This window comes from Paraburkholderia sp. EB58 (genome assembly GCF_050436665.1).
Classification (GTDB): Bacteria; Pseudomonadota; Gammaproteobacteria; order Burkholderiales; family Burkholderiaceae; genus Paraburkholderia.
Genome location: NZ_JBNDMQ010000022.1, coordinates 95,788 through 109,670, shown reverse-complemented (window position 1 = coordinate 109,670; position 13,883 = coordinate 95,788). Strand labels below are relative to the sequence as shown.

Annotated in this window: 13 protein-coding genes; 1 reads left to right on the top strand and 12 read right to left on the bottom strand. The window is 63.9% G+C overall.

What is annotated here, in order from left to right; genetic code table 11:
• Position 1: 1 nt before the first annotated feature.
• The 12 genes from P3T40_RS28105 to P3T40_RS28050 all read right to left on the bottom strand — a co-directional run bounded on the left by P3T40_RS28105 (position 2) and on the right by P3T40_RS28050 (position 11,671).
• Positions 2–1,795 carry a TadG family pilus assembly protein gene (locus tag P3T40_RS28105; RefSeq protein ID WP_429270981.1) on the bottom strand — a complete coding sequence of 598 codons (1,794 nt, stop codon included), beginning with the start codon at positions 1,793–1,795 and terminating at the stop codon, positions 2–4.
• Between the two features lies 1 nt (position 1,796).
• Positions 1,797–2,147: a DUF3613 domain-containing protein gene (locus tag P3T40_RS28100; RefSeq protein ID WP_429270980.1), complete on the bottom strand. Its 351-nt coding sequence runs from the start codon at positions 2,145–2,147 to the stop codon at positions 1,797–1,799.
• Positions 2,148–2,169: 22 nt separating this feature from the next.
• Positions 2,170–3,051: a tetratricopeptide repeat protein gene (locus tag P3T40_RS28095; RefSeq protein ID WP_429270979.1), complete on the bottom strand. Its 882-nt coding sequence runs from the start codon at positions 3,049–3,051 to the stop codon at positions 2,170–2,172.
• A 9-nt stretch (positions 3,052–3,060) separates the two neighbouring features.
• Positions 3,061–4,077, bottom strand: a complete 1,017-nt coding sequence (locus P3T40_RS28090) for a type II secretion system F family protein (RefSeq protein WP_429270978.1) — start codon at positions 4,075–4,077, stop codon at positions 3,061–3,063.
• The gene (locus P3T40_RS28085) at positions 4,077–5,087 is read right to left on the bottom strand and encodes a type II secretion system F family protein (RefSeq protein ID WP_429270977.1); all 1,011 of its coding nucleotides are present in this window, start codon (positions 5,085–5,087) and stop codon (positions 4,077–4,079) included. The genes P3T40_RS28090 and P3T40_RS28085 overlap by 1 nt, the downstream gene beginning before the upstream one ends.
• A complete protein-coding gene (locus tag P3T40_RS28080; RefSeq protein WP_429270976.1) occupies positions 5,080–6,438 on the bottom strand; it encodes a CpaF family protein in 1,359 nt (452 codons plus the stop codon). Before P3T40_RS28080 ends, P3T40_RS28085 begins: the two co-directional genes overlap by 8 nt.
• 3 nt (positions 6,439–6,441) lie before the next feature.
• Positions 6,442–7,683, bottom strand: coding sequence for a fimbrial protein (locus tag P3T40_RS28075; RefSeq protein WP_429270975.1), 1,242 nt, complete (start codon positions 7,681–7,683; stop codon positions 6,442–6,444).
• 147 nt (positions 7,684–7,830) lie between these two features.
• Complete coding sequence (locus P3T40_RS28070; RefSeq protein WP_429270974.1) at positions 7,831–9,276, bottom strand: type II and III secretion system protein family protein; 1,446 nt, start codon at positions 9,274–9,276, stop codon at positions 7,831–7,833.
• 40 nt (positions 9,277–9,316) lie between these two features.
• Positions 9,317–10,252 carry a Flp pilus assembly protein CpaB gene (cpaB, locus tag P3T40_RS28065; protein ID WP_429271016.1) on the bottom strand — a complete coding sequence of 312 codons (936 nt, stop codon included), beginning with the start codon at positions 10,250–10,252 and terminating at the stop codon, positions 9,317–9,319.
• 88 nt (positions 10,253–10,340) lie between these two features.
• On the bottom strand, positions 10,341–10,838 hold the full coding sequence (locus P3T40_RS28060; RefSeq protein ID WP_429270973.1) for a TadE/TadG family type IV pilus assembly protein: 498 nt from the start codon (positions 10,836–10,838) through the stop codon (positions 10,341–10,343).
• Positions 10,835–11,335: an A24 family peptidase gene (locus tag P3T40_RS28055; RefSeq protein ID WP_429270972.1), complete on the bottom strand. Its 501-nt coding sequence runs from the start codon at positions 11,333–11,335 to the stop codon at positions 10,835–10,837. Before P3T40_RS28055 ends, P3T40_RS28060 begins: the two co-directional genes overlap by 4 nt.
• A 165-nt stretch (positions 11,336–11,500) precedes the next feature.
• Positions 11,501–11,671 carry a Flp family type IVb pilin gene (locus tag P3T40_RS28050; protein ID WP_429270971.1) on the bottom strand — a complete coding sequence of 57 codons (171 nt, stop codon included), beginning with the start codon at positions 11,669–11,671 and terminating at the stop codon, positions 11,501–11,503.
• Between the two features lie 648 nt (positions 11,672–12,319).
• Between P3T40_RS28050 and P3T40_RS28045 the strand changes: the two genes are divergently transcribed.
• Positions 12,320–13,789, top strand: coding sequence for a collagen-like triple helix repeat-containing protein (locus tag P3T40_RS28045; RefSeq protein WP_429270970.1), 1,470 nt, complete (start codon positions 12,320–12,322; stop codon positions 13,787–13,789).
• The last annotated feature ends 94 nt before the right edge of the window (positions 13,790–13,883 follow it).

The window sequence follows — 13,883 nt, the reverse complement described above, 5'->3', positions numbered from 1 at the left end:
ATCAGTAAACCAGTTGGGCCTGACCGCAGGCGAGTCCGAGGTCGTGGACCGTGCTTACGCCGATCTGGACACCCAGCAGTTGCAATAACGGTACGAGCAGTGCGTCGAGGGAAGTCAGGATGGGGCTAAGCAATCCGACAATCGCGGTGAGCAATGGCGCGGCCGCGACGCTGACATTAGCGTGCCCGACAGTCGCATAGATCGAGCTCGACATGCCGGCGGCCAGTTGCGTCAGCAAGCCGGCGGTTGCCGCACCAACACCATTGGTATTGGTGGACTGATACGCATCGCTACTGTTCGGCACGCCGTTGAACACAAGTGGCGTCGAAGCCGCCTGCAGGTTGAGATTCAACCCGGAAGCCGGCGACGAACTGCCGACCGACACCTTGATAACCGACATGCCCAAAGCATTCACGGTTGTGAGTTTTGCCGGCATATTGCAGGACGTCGCCGTGATCGTATTCGTAAAGTTTTTGGACGCGTCCCCGCCAATACAGAGGTTCGCGATGCCGGTCGTCGCGACGATTGTGCTTTGGCTGCTGGCGTGTTGCGTCGTGCACTCAGTGCTTTGCACATAGGCGGTGCCGTATCCCGCCTCGATATAGATCGGCAGGTTCAATGCGTCGATGCTGACCAGGCTGGGAACACCCGGCAAACCCACACTCAAGTTCAGCAGATTGACGTTCAGATAGACCTGCACTTCGGCGGAATGCGCACTGGTGCGCCACGTGCCATCCGCGTTCTGTCCTGCTTCGCCCACCGCAATAACCGGCGGCTGGATAATTTTCGCCTGCGCCGTGACATTGGCTAACGCACCCAGATTGAGTGCCGTACCGAGATTGATGGCGGACGTGCCGTTGGCGATCTCGGCCGCCGCCAGCAGGGTATCGAGCACATTCACGGTTGCGTTGACCGCCGCTTGTGGATCGTCCAGCGCCACCGCCAGCAAACCGTTGGTGGTTGCGCTATTACCGAGCGCGACGTTCAAGCCGCCCGGGATCGCCGCTTCGATCGTGCCCAGATCCGTAATCGCGGTCGCACCCAACGTCGTACTCTTGCCCGCGGCCGTGATCATCGCCGTCACCAGTTTCGAGAGGGAAACCTGTGTACCGAGCAACTGGCTCATCGAACCGACACCGAGCGCGGTAGCCAGATCGCCCAGCTTGATCTGGGTCGTGGCCAATCCTTGATACGACGCCACGCTGAGATTCAGGTTGGCCCCGGGCAGCAAGCCGTTCAACAGCCCATTCAGGAGCCCTCCCGACAGGCTCGCCACCGCTGAAGTCAGCGAGAACGAGCGGATGTTGGTGGCCTCAGCCGTGGCAACCGCCTGGATCTCGCGCGCCGGGCCGACAAAAAAGTAAGGCACGATCTCGCTGACTGTGACCTGCGCCGCATTCATCGGCGTACCGGTGGTCGCGAAATAGGACTGCCCTGCATTGACCGTCGGGTCCCAGCGCCCGCATACCACCGTCACGGTCGCGCTACTGTTCGACAGTCCGTTGCCGTTCACAGCATTGTTCTGTGCCGAGGTGGTGGCCGACGTGCAGTCGCCGCCGTTGCTAATGGTCTGCGCAGCGGCCGACGCCGCCAGATCGGCGGTACGCTGCAACTCGCGGCGCGCGAAATAGTAGTTGCCAATGTCGATCACCCCCAGCGCCGCAATCGCCATACCAATGCAAACCGCCGCCAGAATGGCGGTTACGCCGCGCTGCCGGCGCACGGACACGTGGCCTGTGCGGCGCCGGCGCGCGAGGCGCAGAATCACGAAGGGGTATGGTTCGGAGGCCGACATATCAGTTCTGCTGCAGCGCGCCGCCCTGTGAAATGCCACTGCCGGCCTGCCCCATCGCGGAGCCGTAGAAATCCGGAATTTTCGAATTGAACGACTCCAGGTAGCGCTTGTACGCGAGACTGGCTTCCTCGCCTAGCATCGGCTGCGCGGGTGCAGCCATCACGTTGCTCCGTTGAAGGCCGATCCATTGGCTCGTCGCGTGGTCGATTTCGCTGTTTGGTACAGCCTGCTGATGAGCAGCGTTATCCTGCGCATGGGCCACGTTCGCGCCGCCGGCCACTGCAACCGCCGCGAGTGTCAACGCGAACCCGGCGACACGTCCCCAGCCTCGATTCATGTTTTGGTTCGTCATGCTCGCCCCCTTTTGCCACCTGTTATTGTGAGAACCGCTGCAACAGGCGCGGCGCAGGCCCGGGAGCCTGCGCGCTCGCGACCGGCGCGATACGTGCATCCTGCTGTGCTTGCGCGACGCTTTGCTGCGCCCTTTCCGCCGCGGCGACCTTGGCCGCGTCACGGCGGATCGCCGCGCGCACATCCGGCGCGAACTTCTGTTGGTCCATCAGCGCCGACGCCCGCTTGTTATCGCCGTCAGCCAGCAGATACAACGCGACGTTGCTGATGATTTTCGGATTGCTGCGGTCGAGTTCCGCTGCTTTCATGAGCGGCACGCGCGCACCGTTCACGTCGCCCTCACACAAACGCGCGTAACCGAGATCCGAAAGGGTCAGCGCGTCGGTCGGCGCCAGCCGCGCCGCTTCCAGTAGTTGCTGGGTAGCCTGCGTAAAATCGCCCGCGGCGCCGGCGATCAATCCAAGCCCGCGATAGCCGCGGCTTGCAAGCGGCGTTTGCAGCAATTTCGTGTATGCATCCGCGGCCGCTTGCGGCTGATCGGTCATGCGCAGTGCGTCGGCGCGCATCAGGATCGTGTCGGACTTCACGCCGTACTGCTTCTCGAAGGCGTCGATGTGCGCAAGCGAGGCGTAGTAAAGCCCCTCTGACTGCATCCGTCTGATCAGGTCGAGATACACGTCCGGTGCGTCGGGTGCAGGGTCACGGCCTGCCTGCTGAATCTCGGCCGCGCGTTCGGCCTGCGGTCCCACGCCGTATCCCGACTCCTTCGATGCGCAGGCGCCGAGCAGCGCGAGCGCCAGCACGGCAGTCGTGTGCCGGACTACCCGCACCCTGCGCGCCGTCCGCACGGCGGCCCCTGCCTGCGACGCAGAAGCGGAGCGATCCAATGTTACGTCGTACGTCATGGCCTTTGCCTACCGTCTCATTGAACTGAGCGAATGCGTCACCGCAAGTACGCCGGGACCGGCGGTCACGATCAGGAGCGCCGGCAGCAGCGTCAGGATCATCACGCCCGTCATCTTCACCGCGAGACGCCCGACCCGCTCGCGCAGCATCGAGCGTCGCGCTTCGCGCAAGCGGTCGCCGAACTGCTTCAGCGGTTCCTGCACCGCACCGCCGTGCCGGTCCACCTGCACCAGCAAGCGCACGATCGCACGCATGTCTTCGTTGCCATAGCTCGAGGCCAGCCGCTGCAGCGACTGCTCGCGGGTGCGGCCCGCCGCGAACTGGCGCTGGGCGATTTCCAGTTCGCTCGACAGCACCGGCAGCACACCACGGAAGTCTCCGACCATCACCTGCAGGCTCTGATCGAGCGACAGGCCCACGCCTTGCAGCAAACGCAACAGGTCCACCAGCATCGGCAGTTCTTCGATCACACCGCGCCGGCGCATGGCCGCTCGCCGCTGGATAAAAAATTTCGGCACCATGAAGCCGACAATCAACGCGCAGATCGCCAGGGCGGCGTACCGCTTGCCCTCGACATGGCCGTCTGCAAATATGCCCGCGAGCAACGGCAAGACCGTCGCGAAGCCGATCCGCGCGATGAGGAAAAGTCCACGGGCGCGCGTATCGACGAAGCCACATTGTTCAAGCAGGCGCCGGTCTTCATCAGCGACCAGTTGCCGCCCGAATGGCGTATCTAGCCAGCGAATGCCGGTGTGCGCGAAACGCTCCACAAGGACTTTCATGCCCGAGGCCGGGCTGCTCTTCTTTGCATTGGCAGCCGCGCTCGACACCGCGTCCGCACCACGCGCGCCAGCGCTCGCGGCAGCGAGCGCAGCACTTTGCTGCGCGCGTTGATCGAGTGCATGGGCCAAGGTGCGCTCGCTGCGCCGCGCCGTAGCGAGTCGCGCCAGCAGCACCCCGGCGAGCAACAGCAACGCGAAGGCGGCGAGTCCCAGCGCGAGGGCAGCAACGCGATCGGCTTGCATCATGCCCCCCGTAGCCGCGTCAGGCGGTAGAGCAACCAGGCGCCTATCAGCTGCAGGCCGAAGGCGACGTACACGAGCTGACGTCCGCTTGGGTCAAACCACATTGCGCCGAAGTAGCGCGGATTGGTCAGGATCAGAAAACCACCGATGCCAACCGGCAGCAGCGCCAGAATCCACGCCGACAGGCGCGTCTCCGCGGACATCGCCGACAGCTCGCGCTCAGCCTGCTCGAGATCGCGCATGAACGAGGCCATGCGATCGAGCATCACATCCGCGCGGCCACCGTACTTCACCGACAGGCGCAACACCGCACCGACGAGTTCGAGTTCGCGGGCGCCGTATAGCACCGCCGCTTGCGAGAGCGCGCGGTCGATCTCGACACCGGTACGCAGCATCCGCGAGACGTGATCGAGGCAGTCACGCAACGGGGTATCGGTGGTCTGCATCGCGCCTTGGAACGCTGCCGGTACGCTGTTACCCAACGTGATCAGCCGCACGATGCCGTCCAGAAACGACGGCAATTGCCGCACGATCAACTGGCGGCGCTTCTGCGTTCGCGTCGACACCAGGAAGAAAACGAAACACAGGCAAGCGAGCAGCGTCACGGCCGCGGCCAGCGCACCGCCCTCGCGAGCCGCCCAGAAACACACTGCAAACGTGGCGGCCATCATGATGAGTGCCGATGTGCCGGCGTTCGAAATGCCGGCACGACTCATCGTATTGTCGAGCGCAAAGCCCACGCGCGCTTTCAGGTAGGCCCATTGCACGCGCGAACCCGCGCCAGCATCAGGAGCGTGCGGCGCCATACCGCCATAGGCTGTTGCTGCTTGCCGCAGCGGCGCGGCACGCCCTGGGTTGGCGCCCCCTGGCACCGTCGGCGCCATCCGGCTGTCAATAAAGCGCTCCGTACTCGCCCGCTCCTCGCGTTGCGCCCCGCGCTGCCATAACAGCAGCGCGCCGGCCGCACACAGCAGCGCGAGCGCAACAAAGAGCAGCGTGGCGCTAAACATTGAAGCCCCCGCCAAACCCACCTCCGCCAAAACCACCGAACCGGCCGGTTTGCTCCGGCGCGCCACCGAGCGCCTGCCTGAAGCGCGAGAGCTTCGGCGAGTGCGGATGAATGCCAAGTGACACCCACTGGTCGATCTCTTCGCCATCCTGAGCAACCAGGGGCTCGTAGCGATACAGCTCCTGGGTCGCAATGATGTTGTCGGATAGACCCGTCACTTCGGTGATGGACAGAATGCGCCGGCGTCCATTCGACAGGCGGCCGATCTGCACGATGAAGTCGATGGCGTTGGCGATCTGCCGGCGCAGGCTCGATTCGGTACCCTGAAAACCCGCGAAGCCCGCTAGCATTTCGAGCCGGTAGAGGCACTCGCGCGGCGAACTGGCGTGCACCGTACCCATCGACCCGTCGTGGCCCGTGTTCATCGCCTGCAGCATTTCCAGCACCTCGCCGCCGCGCACTTCGCCGACGATGATGCGGTCAGGACGCATCCGCAGCGTATTGCGCAGCAGATCGCGGATCGACACGACGCCCGCGCCGTCGAACCCGCCCGGCCGGCTTTCCAGTCGCACGACATGCGGATGGTTCAGCGACAGCTCCGCCGTATCCTCGATCGTCACGACGCGCTCCGGCTCGGGAATATGAAACGCGAGCGCATTGAGCAGCGAGGTTTTGCCCGAGCTCGTGCCGCCTGACACCAGCACGTTGCAGCGCGCGGCCACCGCCGCTTCCAGCAGGGCGCCGATTTCCGCGTTGTAGGTGCCGTTGCCGAGCAGATCCTCAGGACGCATCGGGTCCTTGCGGAATTTACGGATCGAGACGATCGGCCCGTCGATCGAGAGCGGCTCGATCACCACGTTGACGCGTCCACCATTCGGCAGGCGCGCGTCGACCATTGGATTCGATTCGTCGAGGCGTCGGCCGATCGGCGCGAGAATGCGCCGCACGATGCGCAGCAGATGCGCGTTATCGGCAAAGCGCACGGGGATCTTCGTCAGAATGCCGTGGCGCGATACGTAGACGTCGTTGTAGCCGTTGATCAGGATGTCCTCGACTGCCCCGTCATTGAGCAGATCCTCGATCGGACCGAAGCCCGCCAGTTCCTTGGTCAGCGCTTCGGCAATCAGCCGCACCTCGCTCTCGTTGATTGGAATCCGGCGCAGCCGCACGAAGCTGTCCATTTCCAGGTCGACGAACTGGTTGATCGCATTGCGCGACCAGCGGCCGAACTCGGCGCCGAGTTCCTCGATGCGCGTGAGCAGATGTTCGTGCGCCGCGTTCTTGATGTCCTGAAACTGCTGGCTATGCGCAAACGAAGGCGCATCGTCGGCAAATTCGATGTCTTTAGCCATCGTCTATGACCGCTTGTTGGAGGTTGGAATGAAGCGCTTGAGCGCACCGAGCGTGGACTTGCCACGCGCCTGCCCCGCTTGTCGAGTCGCTCCGCCGAGCCGCTCGACAAGTGGTTCGAGCGCTCGCACGTAGGGGTCGCGGGCGGACGCGTCGATCAGCAACTGCCCCTGATTGACCGCCTGTCCGAGCGGCACGCGCCGCTCAGGCAGCGTGCCGAGCAACGGGATATCGAGTCGTTGCGCGATCTGTGCTGCCGTGAGGCCCAGATCCGGATCGAACCTGTTGACGAGCAGGCGGACCTGACTCACGTCCACGCCCTCTTCGCGCAAGGCATCGAGCACGCCGACCGCCGAGACGATCGAAGCCACACCCTGATCGCACAGCAGCCACGTTTCGTCCGCGGCCTGCACGACATGCGCGATGAACTCGCTGTTGCTGAAGCCGCCAAGGTCGACGATCTGCTGGTCGAAGAATGCGCGCAGGCGGTTGAACAGGCTGATCGAACTGGAGTACGACACCTCGCGCATGTCGGCCAGATTCGGCGGCAGCGAAGTGAGCGCCAAACCGCTCGGATGATGCGACAGCGCGGTGTGGACGAAGGTCTGGTCGAAGCGGCGCAGATTGCGCACGGCTTCGACGAAGTTGAATTCGCTACGCGTGTTGAGCAGCAGCGAGCCGTCGCCGGCCGGCAAGCCGAGGTCGAACAGCGCGGTCTGCCGCCCCTGCGGCGCATCGCGCCGGTGCAACAAGGCCGACAGGTTAGCGGCCAGCGTGCTCGCGCCCATACCTACACGCGCGCCTAGCAGCACGGTCACACGACCGTGCCGGCTGACCGGCTCGACCAGGTTGTCGATGACCTGACGAGTGATACGCAGCGCGTCTTCCGCCGGCGCCGATAGATCGATGAAATCGCGCACGCCGACGCGTAGCGCAGCGAGTGCACTTTCAGGCTCGGAGAGCGAACCCACCGCGACAATCTGCAGGCCCGGATAAGCAGCCCGTGCCGCACTCGTGGCGGCACTCGCCGCCGCGGCGCGACCGCCGGAAAAATCGACCAACACCAGCGACGGATTGAGCGCCGCGATGCGCTGAGTCAGCATCGATGGGTCGAGCGTCACCTGTTCGATCACGCCTGCTGCCACCAGCGTATTGGCCAGCCATTGGACGTGCTCGTCGGCAAGCGACGCGAACACGAAATAATCGGTGATCACCCGTTCAGTCAATGAATGCGTTCTCGCGTTCATGTTGGACATCCTTTTACGGCCGAAACTTCGGGGCCGCCGAATCGTACTGCGCACTGCTACGGTTGACCTGCGCCGATGCACGGTCCTGCCCGCCCTTCCGGTTTGCCATGCGGCGCGACATCGGCCGCGCGTTGTTGCGAACCACGTTCACTTCGAGAACCCCGGCGCCGCGTCCGGCGACGCTATGCCGCCCAGTACCGAACGCCACACCGCACCGTCGCGCTGTTCAGACTGCTCGCCGGGTGTCGAAGGCAAGGCGGCGCCCTTGGCAATCGGCGAAACCAGATGCGGGGTCACGATGATGACCAGTTCCTTGTCGTTCTGCGAATAGCTCACCTGCTTGAAGAAGGCACCGATGATCGGCAGATCGCCGAGCAGCGGCACTTTCGACACATTCGAAATCGTTTCGCGGTCGATCAGGCCGCCAATCAGAAAGCTCTCGCCGTCGCCCAGTTCGACGGTGGTATCGGCACGCCGCGTCGTAAGGGCCGGCACTGTAACGCCGTTGATCGTGATTGCATTCGTGAAGTCCAGTTCGCTCGCTTCAGGTGCCACCTTCAGCGCGATCCGCTCGGGACTCAATACGGTCGGCGTCAACATCAGACCGACGCCATACGGCTTGTATTCGATCGACACCGTACCGAGCGCTTGCGGGACCGGCACCGGGATCTCGCCGCCTGCCAGAAAACTCGCGCTCTGGCCCGACAAGGCCACCAGTGTCGGCTCCGCGAGCACTCGCGCCATGTTGTTGCTCTCCATCAGGCTCAGGTCGGCACCGATACCGTGCGTGACCGAGTTGAACACCAGATTGAAGGCCGACGCGATCGGCAAAGTCGAGTTGAATGACGGCGACGATCCGAAGTTCGCCGACGTCAGCGACGAAGGGGCAAACGAGCCGAATGTGAAACCGTTGTTCTGCTTGAGGATATTCAGCCCGATCTGCTTTAGTACCGAGCGGCTGAACTCGACCACCCGCACGTCGACCTGCACAACCGAACGGGTCGCCACGGTCGAAGCGTCGACCACATTCGCGTCGGCGTCGCCCGCAGCGCCCGTCGCGGATGCGCCGCCCTTGCCGCCACCGCTGCCACCCTTGCCGCCTGCGCCGCTATCCAGGCCACTTCCGAGCGCAGCAGCGTGAGCGCGCGCTTCGACCTGCGCGACCGCCACGGCCCGCTGGTGCTGTTCCATCGTCGCGGCCGATCCGGAGATCAGCGCCGTATCGCCCGCCGTCTTCACCGCCGGCGTGCCCGGCCCCAGCAGCGCGCCCGATGCCGTGGTCGTCACGTTGACCGTGTAGGACATCGGCGTGTTGGGATTGCGCTCCCACAGCATCAGATTGGTGGTGCCCGGCGACTTGCCGATCAACAGGACGCCGCCTCGCTTGTCGCCCCTGATGATCAGCACGTCCGCCACCGTCGGGTCCCCAATTGCGATCCGCTGCAGGGTATGGCCGAGCGCCAGCGACTGCTGCGAGCCCACCGTGATATCGACAGCCTGCGGCGCATCGGCCGCATCGCTAGCCGGCGACACGGCAAGCGAGGCCACGCACAGCCACGCCGCCATCCCGCAAGCAAAAATCCGTTTTTTCATATTCTTATGGGCTCGACCGCCCGCCCGTTCCCTGAAACTGCTATCGGGCGACCGTCTCGGCGCGCCCACCCCGTATCACTTCAATACCGTCGTTCGTCGCACCAGCGACCCGCGTGGTGGATCTGGCAATGCGTGGCGCCGGCTGCGGATGCCCGCCCGTGTTGCCTGCGCTGCCGGACAGTTGATCGAGCGCCACGCCGGCCGCAGCGCGTGTCAAATCCTGTGCAGCGTCGCCAGCAGGCGCATTGGCAGCGATCTTCAACACCCCCGCCGGTGGCGCAAAGGCAGCCGGATCGACTACTTCGTCATCCTTCGGATTACGCAGCGCAAATACGAGGCGCCCTGAAGTTTCCGCGAGAGTCAGTTTGTCGACATCGGCAACCGGTACGGCGAGCACGGCGGTCCGCACCATGCCGTTGGCGTCGCCCGGGCTATCGGCCTCTGGCGTAGCGTTACCAAAAGCCAGCACACGAATCCTCGACATCAGGAGCCGCGCCTGGGTCCGCTCGACTTCGGCGCCGTTGCCCAGGTTGCCGTCGCGTTTTAGCGTGAAGAACACATCGACGAGATTGCCCGGCCGCAGCCGGTTGCCGACAGCATTGCTTTCATCGACGCGTACCGCGACGGCGCGCTGACCCGGTTCGATCCGCTCCGCAATTCCCGAGGACAGTTGGCCTTCGAGCACCGGCGAATCCGCACCGATATCCGAGGTTGGCACACGTCCGGCCAGCAGCGACGGATCACCGAACGCTCCGTTCGGATTGATCGGCAACGATTGCACGCGCAGCGCGTCGACGGTGATCGGTTTGCCGGCGGGCAGCGCGCGCGCAGCCACCACGACGGGGAACGTGGCTTGCGCCACCGGCACGACGGCGTGCGGCGCAGGCCGACGCGAGAGCGTCCATGCAAAAATGCCGAACAGCAACGCGAGCGCGATCAGGACGCCTGCAAGGATGCGGGTCAGATTCGGCATGATGAGTCGCCCGTTTGTTTGGACGTGGACCGGCAAAGAACCCACTCGGGGGAATCGTGCGCAACCGGAAAGCGAGAAACGAATGCGGACATCACAGTATGTTTTCCGGGTTGAGTTGCACCATCGCGCTGCTCACCAGTGAGGCCGGCAACGCGAAGTTGACCAGCGGTATGTTCGGCACGAGCGGACTGCTCGCATAGTTGTACGTCAGCGTCACCTTCACGCAATCCATCGTGGCGTCGTAGCTGCACGTTGTCCAACTCGATGCACAGTTCGCGCTACTGATCAACGAAGTGACCATGTTGCTTGCCGCGGTGCATGCGGCGGCGGCGCGCGCAGCAAGCGCGTTGGCGGTGCTGGTTGCCGTCTGATAGTTCAGCGCAGCGCGCGCGCCCTCCTCAGCCGCGAGGGTCAGGTTCTGCTGCGCGACGTAGATCACGCTGAAGGTAACGATCGCGTAGAGAATCATGAAATACAGCGGAAAAATCATCGCGAATTCCACCGCCGCGGTGCCGCGCTCGCGCAGCCGGCGAGGTAACCTACCTCGGGTAAGTGAGCGCGGAGCCGATTGATAAGCAGTCCGGTTCATTTAACACCCACAGCGAAAGCATGCAATCCGATCCACGCGATAGCAGGCACAGTCAGGCAGGCCGCGTACGGTGTAGAGCGCTTGGGTCCCAGCTGAAAGGTCGGCGCACCGGGACGTCCGATGGCGGCCAGCCGGGTGCGGGTGGCAAGCAGCAGCCAGACCGCGTGCAGGCCTGCCGCCAGACTCGCAGCAACCCACAGGCCGAGCAACGCATGCATGCCACACCATGCGCCGAGCACAGCGAACACCTTGACGTCGGCGGCTCCCATCACGCCCAGCGCGAAGAACGGCAGCAACGCACAAAGGCCGACTACCGCACCCAGTGCTGCCTGCGTGACGGAAATACCGAATGGGCCGCGTGCCAACCCGGCGCACGCGAATGCCGCTGCCAATCCGGCAACGACGAGCGTATTCGACACGCGTCGGTTGCGGCAATCGCACACGGCGACAACCACAGCCCAGGCGACGAATAGAGAATGGCCAATTGGCAGATTCATGTCGGTCTCGACGGGCAAGACAATCCGATGCGGACTGCCATGCAGTCCGCATCCGTGCCTGGTCGGCCGTTGCCCTCAACAGACAAGCAGCACTAACGGACGTCAAAAGACTCCGTTGTGCTGCGTGCGCTGACAGGAGCGGCCGCCGTCAACCTTCGGCAGGAATTACGACGGCTTGAGCGTCGAAGCAATCGAGTTAAACACACTGTTTAGCTGTGTCGTGACTCCGCTCACGCTAGTCGCAATAGCGACCGCGATCAAACCAGCAATCAAGCCATACTCGATCGCCGTGACGCCTTTGTTATCTCTCAGGAATTTTGTAGTGAACTTTTTCATTTTCGCCCTCGGAACTGCTGTATTTCGATTGTATGCACGCTGCTCGAGATGACGGTGTAGTCAGTGCCGTGATCGATGATTCTCTCGTTCATCGACACGGGTCTTTTGCACTGCCACACCATGTTCATCGCAGCCGGATTTAAAACAACTAACTCAATTTTTCCGTCTGTTCGATATCGCACCTCCCACGTCAATCTTCGATGCTCCCGGCTTTTATAGCGTATCAATCGTATTTAAGCAATTGTCCGCTGTTGCGCGGGTGCTATTTTGTTTGGAGCCAACTGTCTAGTTAGATTAACGGCAGTTCGTGCGTCGCAGCACATAGGACTAACCATAGGTTAGATTCGCTCCACTAATTATCCGTTTCAACCGATCGTTTCAATCAGCGCCCCTCTCACGTTACGCACCCCACCGTAACGCCCAGTCCGGTTCGTTACGTTACGCCTGCGGCGAAACCGTTTCCAACGGCAGCCTTCTACGCATGATTCCGGTTCGATAAACACTCCATCAATCACCCGCAGATCCACACCACACCGCGCTCGCAGCCGTTCGAACAAAAATGGTTGCGTATTCAACAGTCGAAATGGCACGGGTGTTGCAGAGATAGGCACGCAGCACTATCCAACAACACATGCGATTCGAGGCGACATGAACATTCAAACGACTAACCTCACGGTACGGGCAACATTAATCGCGGCAACGGTGGTAGCCATGCTGTCATTGAGCGCTTGCGGCGGCTCGGGATCGTTGAGTCAGGGGACGGGGACGAGCGGTAGCGGCAGCGACGGGGGTGCACTGACGACAGCGGGCGGTGGTGGTTCGACCACGGGCGCGAGCTCCGGCGGATCGGACGGATCAGGTTCAGGCAACACCACGGGCGGAGGCTCGAGCACCACCACGCCGCAAGCGAACGCACTCGGCACCGTGGCCGGCAACGCAGGCAATATCGTCAGCAACGTCGGCTCGACCGTCTCGGGCATCGGCTCAGTGATCGGTTCGCAATCCCTTCCGGGCGTCAGCGCGGCGACCACCCAGGCGGCCGCCGGCGTCGTGGAGAACGTGGGCGCAGCCGTCTCCACACTCGGCAATGGCGTCAGCGCCGGTCTCGGCCAGCTCGGCACTGGCGGCAATGCTGTCGGCACCACGGCATCGAGCCTCGGCGGCGTGGTCGGCCATGTCGGCGGCGCGGTCACCAGCACGGGCAATCTCGTGACGAGCCTCGGCAGCGGCCCGCTCGCCCCGCTTTCAGCAGTGACGTCGCCGCTCGGCGGCGTGATCGACACAGTTGGCGGCGCTGTCACCAACGGCGGCAGCACGCTGACAACGGCACTCTCGACCGGTCCCATCGAGCAGGTCACACAAACGCTCAGCACGGCCATCACGCCGATCACCTCGATGGTTGCGTCCACAACCGAAACGGTCGGCACGGCCACTGGCCTCGGCGCACCTGTCAGCGGCCTGCTGTCGACCGTCGGCGGCGGGCTCGGCAAGGCCGGCAGCGTGATCGCCTCGACCGGCAACAACCCCATCACAACTGGTCTCGGCAATGTCGTCACCAGCACCGGCACGACGGTTACGTCGGTGGGCGGCCTGCTGACGGGCGGCAGCTCGAACCCGCTCGCACCGTTGACTGGCCTGCTCGGCAGCCTGAGCTCGGTCGCCGGCGGCAGCACCGGTAGCGGCCCGCTCTCCCCCCTTAGCGGCCTGCTCGGCGGTTTGTCCGGCGCCGCAGGCGGTGCCTCGAGCGGCAATCCGCTCGCGCCTGTCACCGGCCTGGTCTCTAGCCTGACGGGCACGCTCAGCGGCGCAAGCGGCGGCAGCGGCAGCGGCAGCCCATTGGCGCCGGTCACCAGCCTCGTCTCGAGCCTGACCGGCACCCTGAGCAGCGCAAGCGGCGGTAGCGGCAGCCCGCTCGCTCCGGTCACGGGTCTCCTCTCCTCGGTCACCGGCACGCTTGGCAGCGCCACGGCGAGCGCGACCAGGAGCACCACCACGACCGCAGCGCCGAGTCTAGTGAGTGGCCTGTCGTCGACGAGCGGCAGCGGCGCCGCGGGCAGCCTGTTGTCGCCCGTCACGTCACTGGTTGGCGGTCTGCTCGGCGGGATTGCGAAGAAGTAACCAGGCAGACGAGAGGCCGCGCGTACGCGGCTTCCCGCCTGGCCTGAGCTGAGCCGCGCCGCTCAGAAACGGTTGCATCGGCGCGCGGAGACGA

Excerpts from the sequence above, each read along its gene's own strand:
- P3T40_RS28080 (WP_429270976.1), bottom strand. The coding sequence starts at position 6,438 with ATGGCTAAAGACATCGAATTTGCCGACGATGCGCCTTCGTTTGCGCAT.
- P3T40_RS28105 (WP_429270981.1), bottom strand. The coding sequence starts at position 1,795 with ATGTCGGCCTCCGAACCATACCCCTTCGTGATTCTGCGCCTCGCGCGC.
- P3T40_RS28090 (WP_429270978.1), bottom strand. The coding sequence starts at position 4,077 with ATGCAAGCCGATCGCGTTGCTGCCCTCGCGCTGGGACTCGCCGCCTTC.
- P3T40_RS28055 (WP_429270972.1), bottom strand. The coding sequence starts at position 11,335 with ATGAATCTGCCAATTGGCCATTCTCTATTCGTCGCCTGGGCTGTGGTT.
- P3T40_RS28095 (WP_429270979.1), bottom strand. The coding sequence starts at position 3,051 with ATGACGTACGACGTAACATTGGATCGCTCCGCTTCTGCGTCGCAGGCA.
- P3T40_RS28050 (WP_429270971.1), bottom strand. The coding sequence starts at position 11,671 with ATGAAAAAGTTCACTACAAAATTCCTGAGAGATAACAAAGGCGTCACG.
- P3T40_RS28075 (WP_429270975.1), bottom strand. The coding sequence starts at position 7,683 with ATGAACGCGAGAACGCATTCATTGACTGAACGGGTGATCACCGATTAT.
- P3T40_RS28045 (WP_429270970.1), top strand. The coding sequence starts at position 12,320 with ATGAACATTCAAACGACTAACCTCACGGTACGGGCAACATTAATCGCG.
- P3T40_RS28070 (WP_429270974.1), bottom strand. The coding sequence starts at position 9,276 with ATGAAAAAACGGATTTTTGCTTGCGGGATGGCGGCGTGGCTGTGCGTG.
- P3T40_RS28085 (WP_429270977.1), bottom strand. The coding sequence starts at position 5,087 with ATGTTTAGCGCCACGCTGCTCTTTGTTGCGCTCGCGCTGCTGTGTGCG.
- P3T40_RS28060 (WP_429270973.1), bottom strand. The coding sequence starts at position 10,838 with ATGAACCGGACTGCTTATCAATCGGCTCCGCGCTCACTTACCCGAGGT.
- P3T40_RS28100 (WP_429270980.1), bottom strand. The coding sequence starts at position 2,147 with ATGACGAACCAAAACATGAATCGAGGCTGGGGACGTGTCGCCGGGTTC.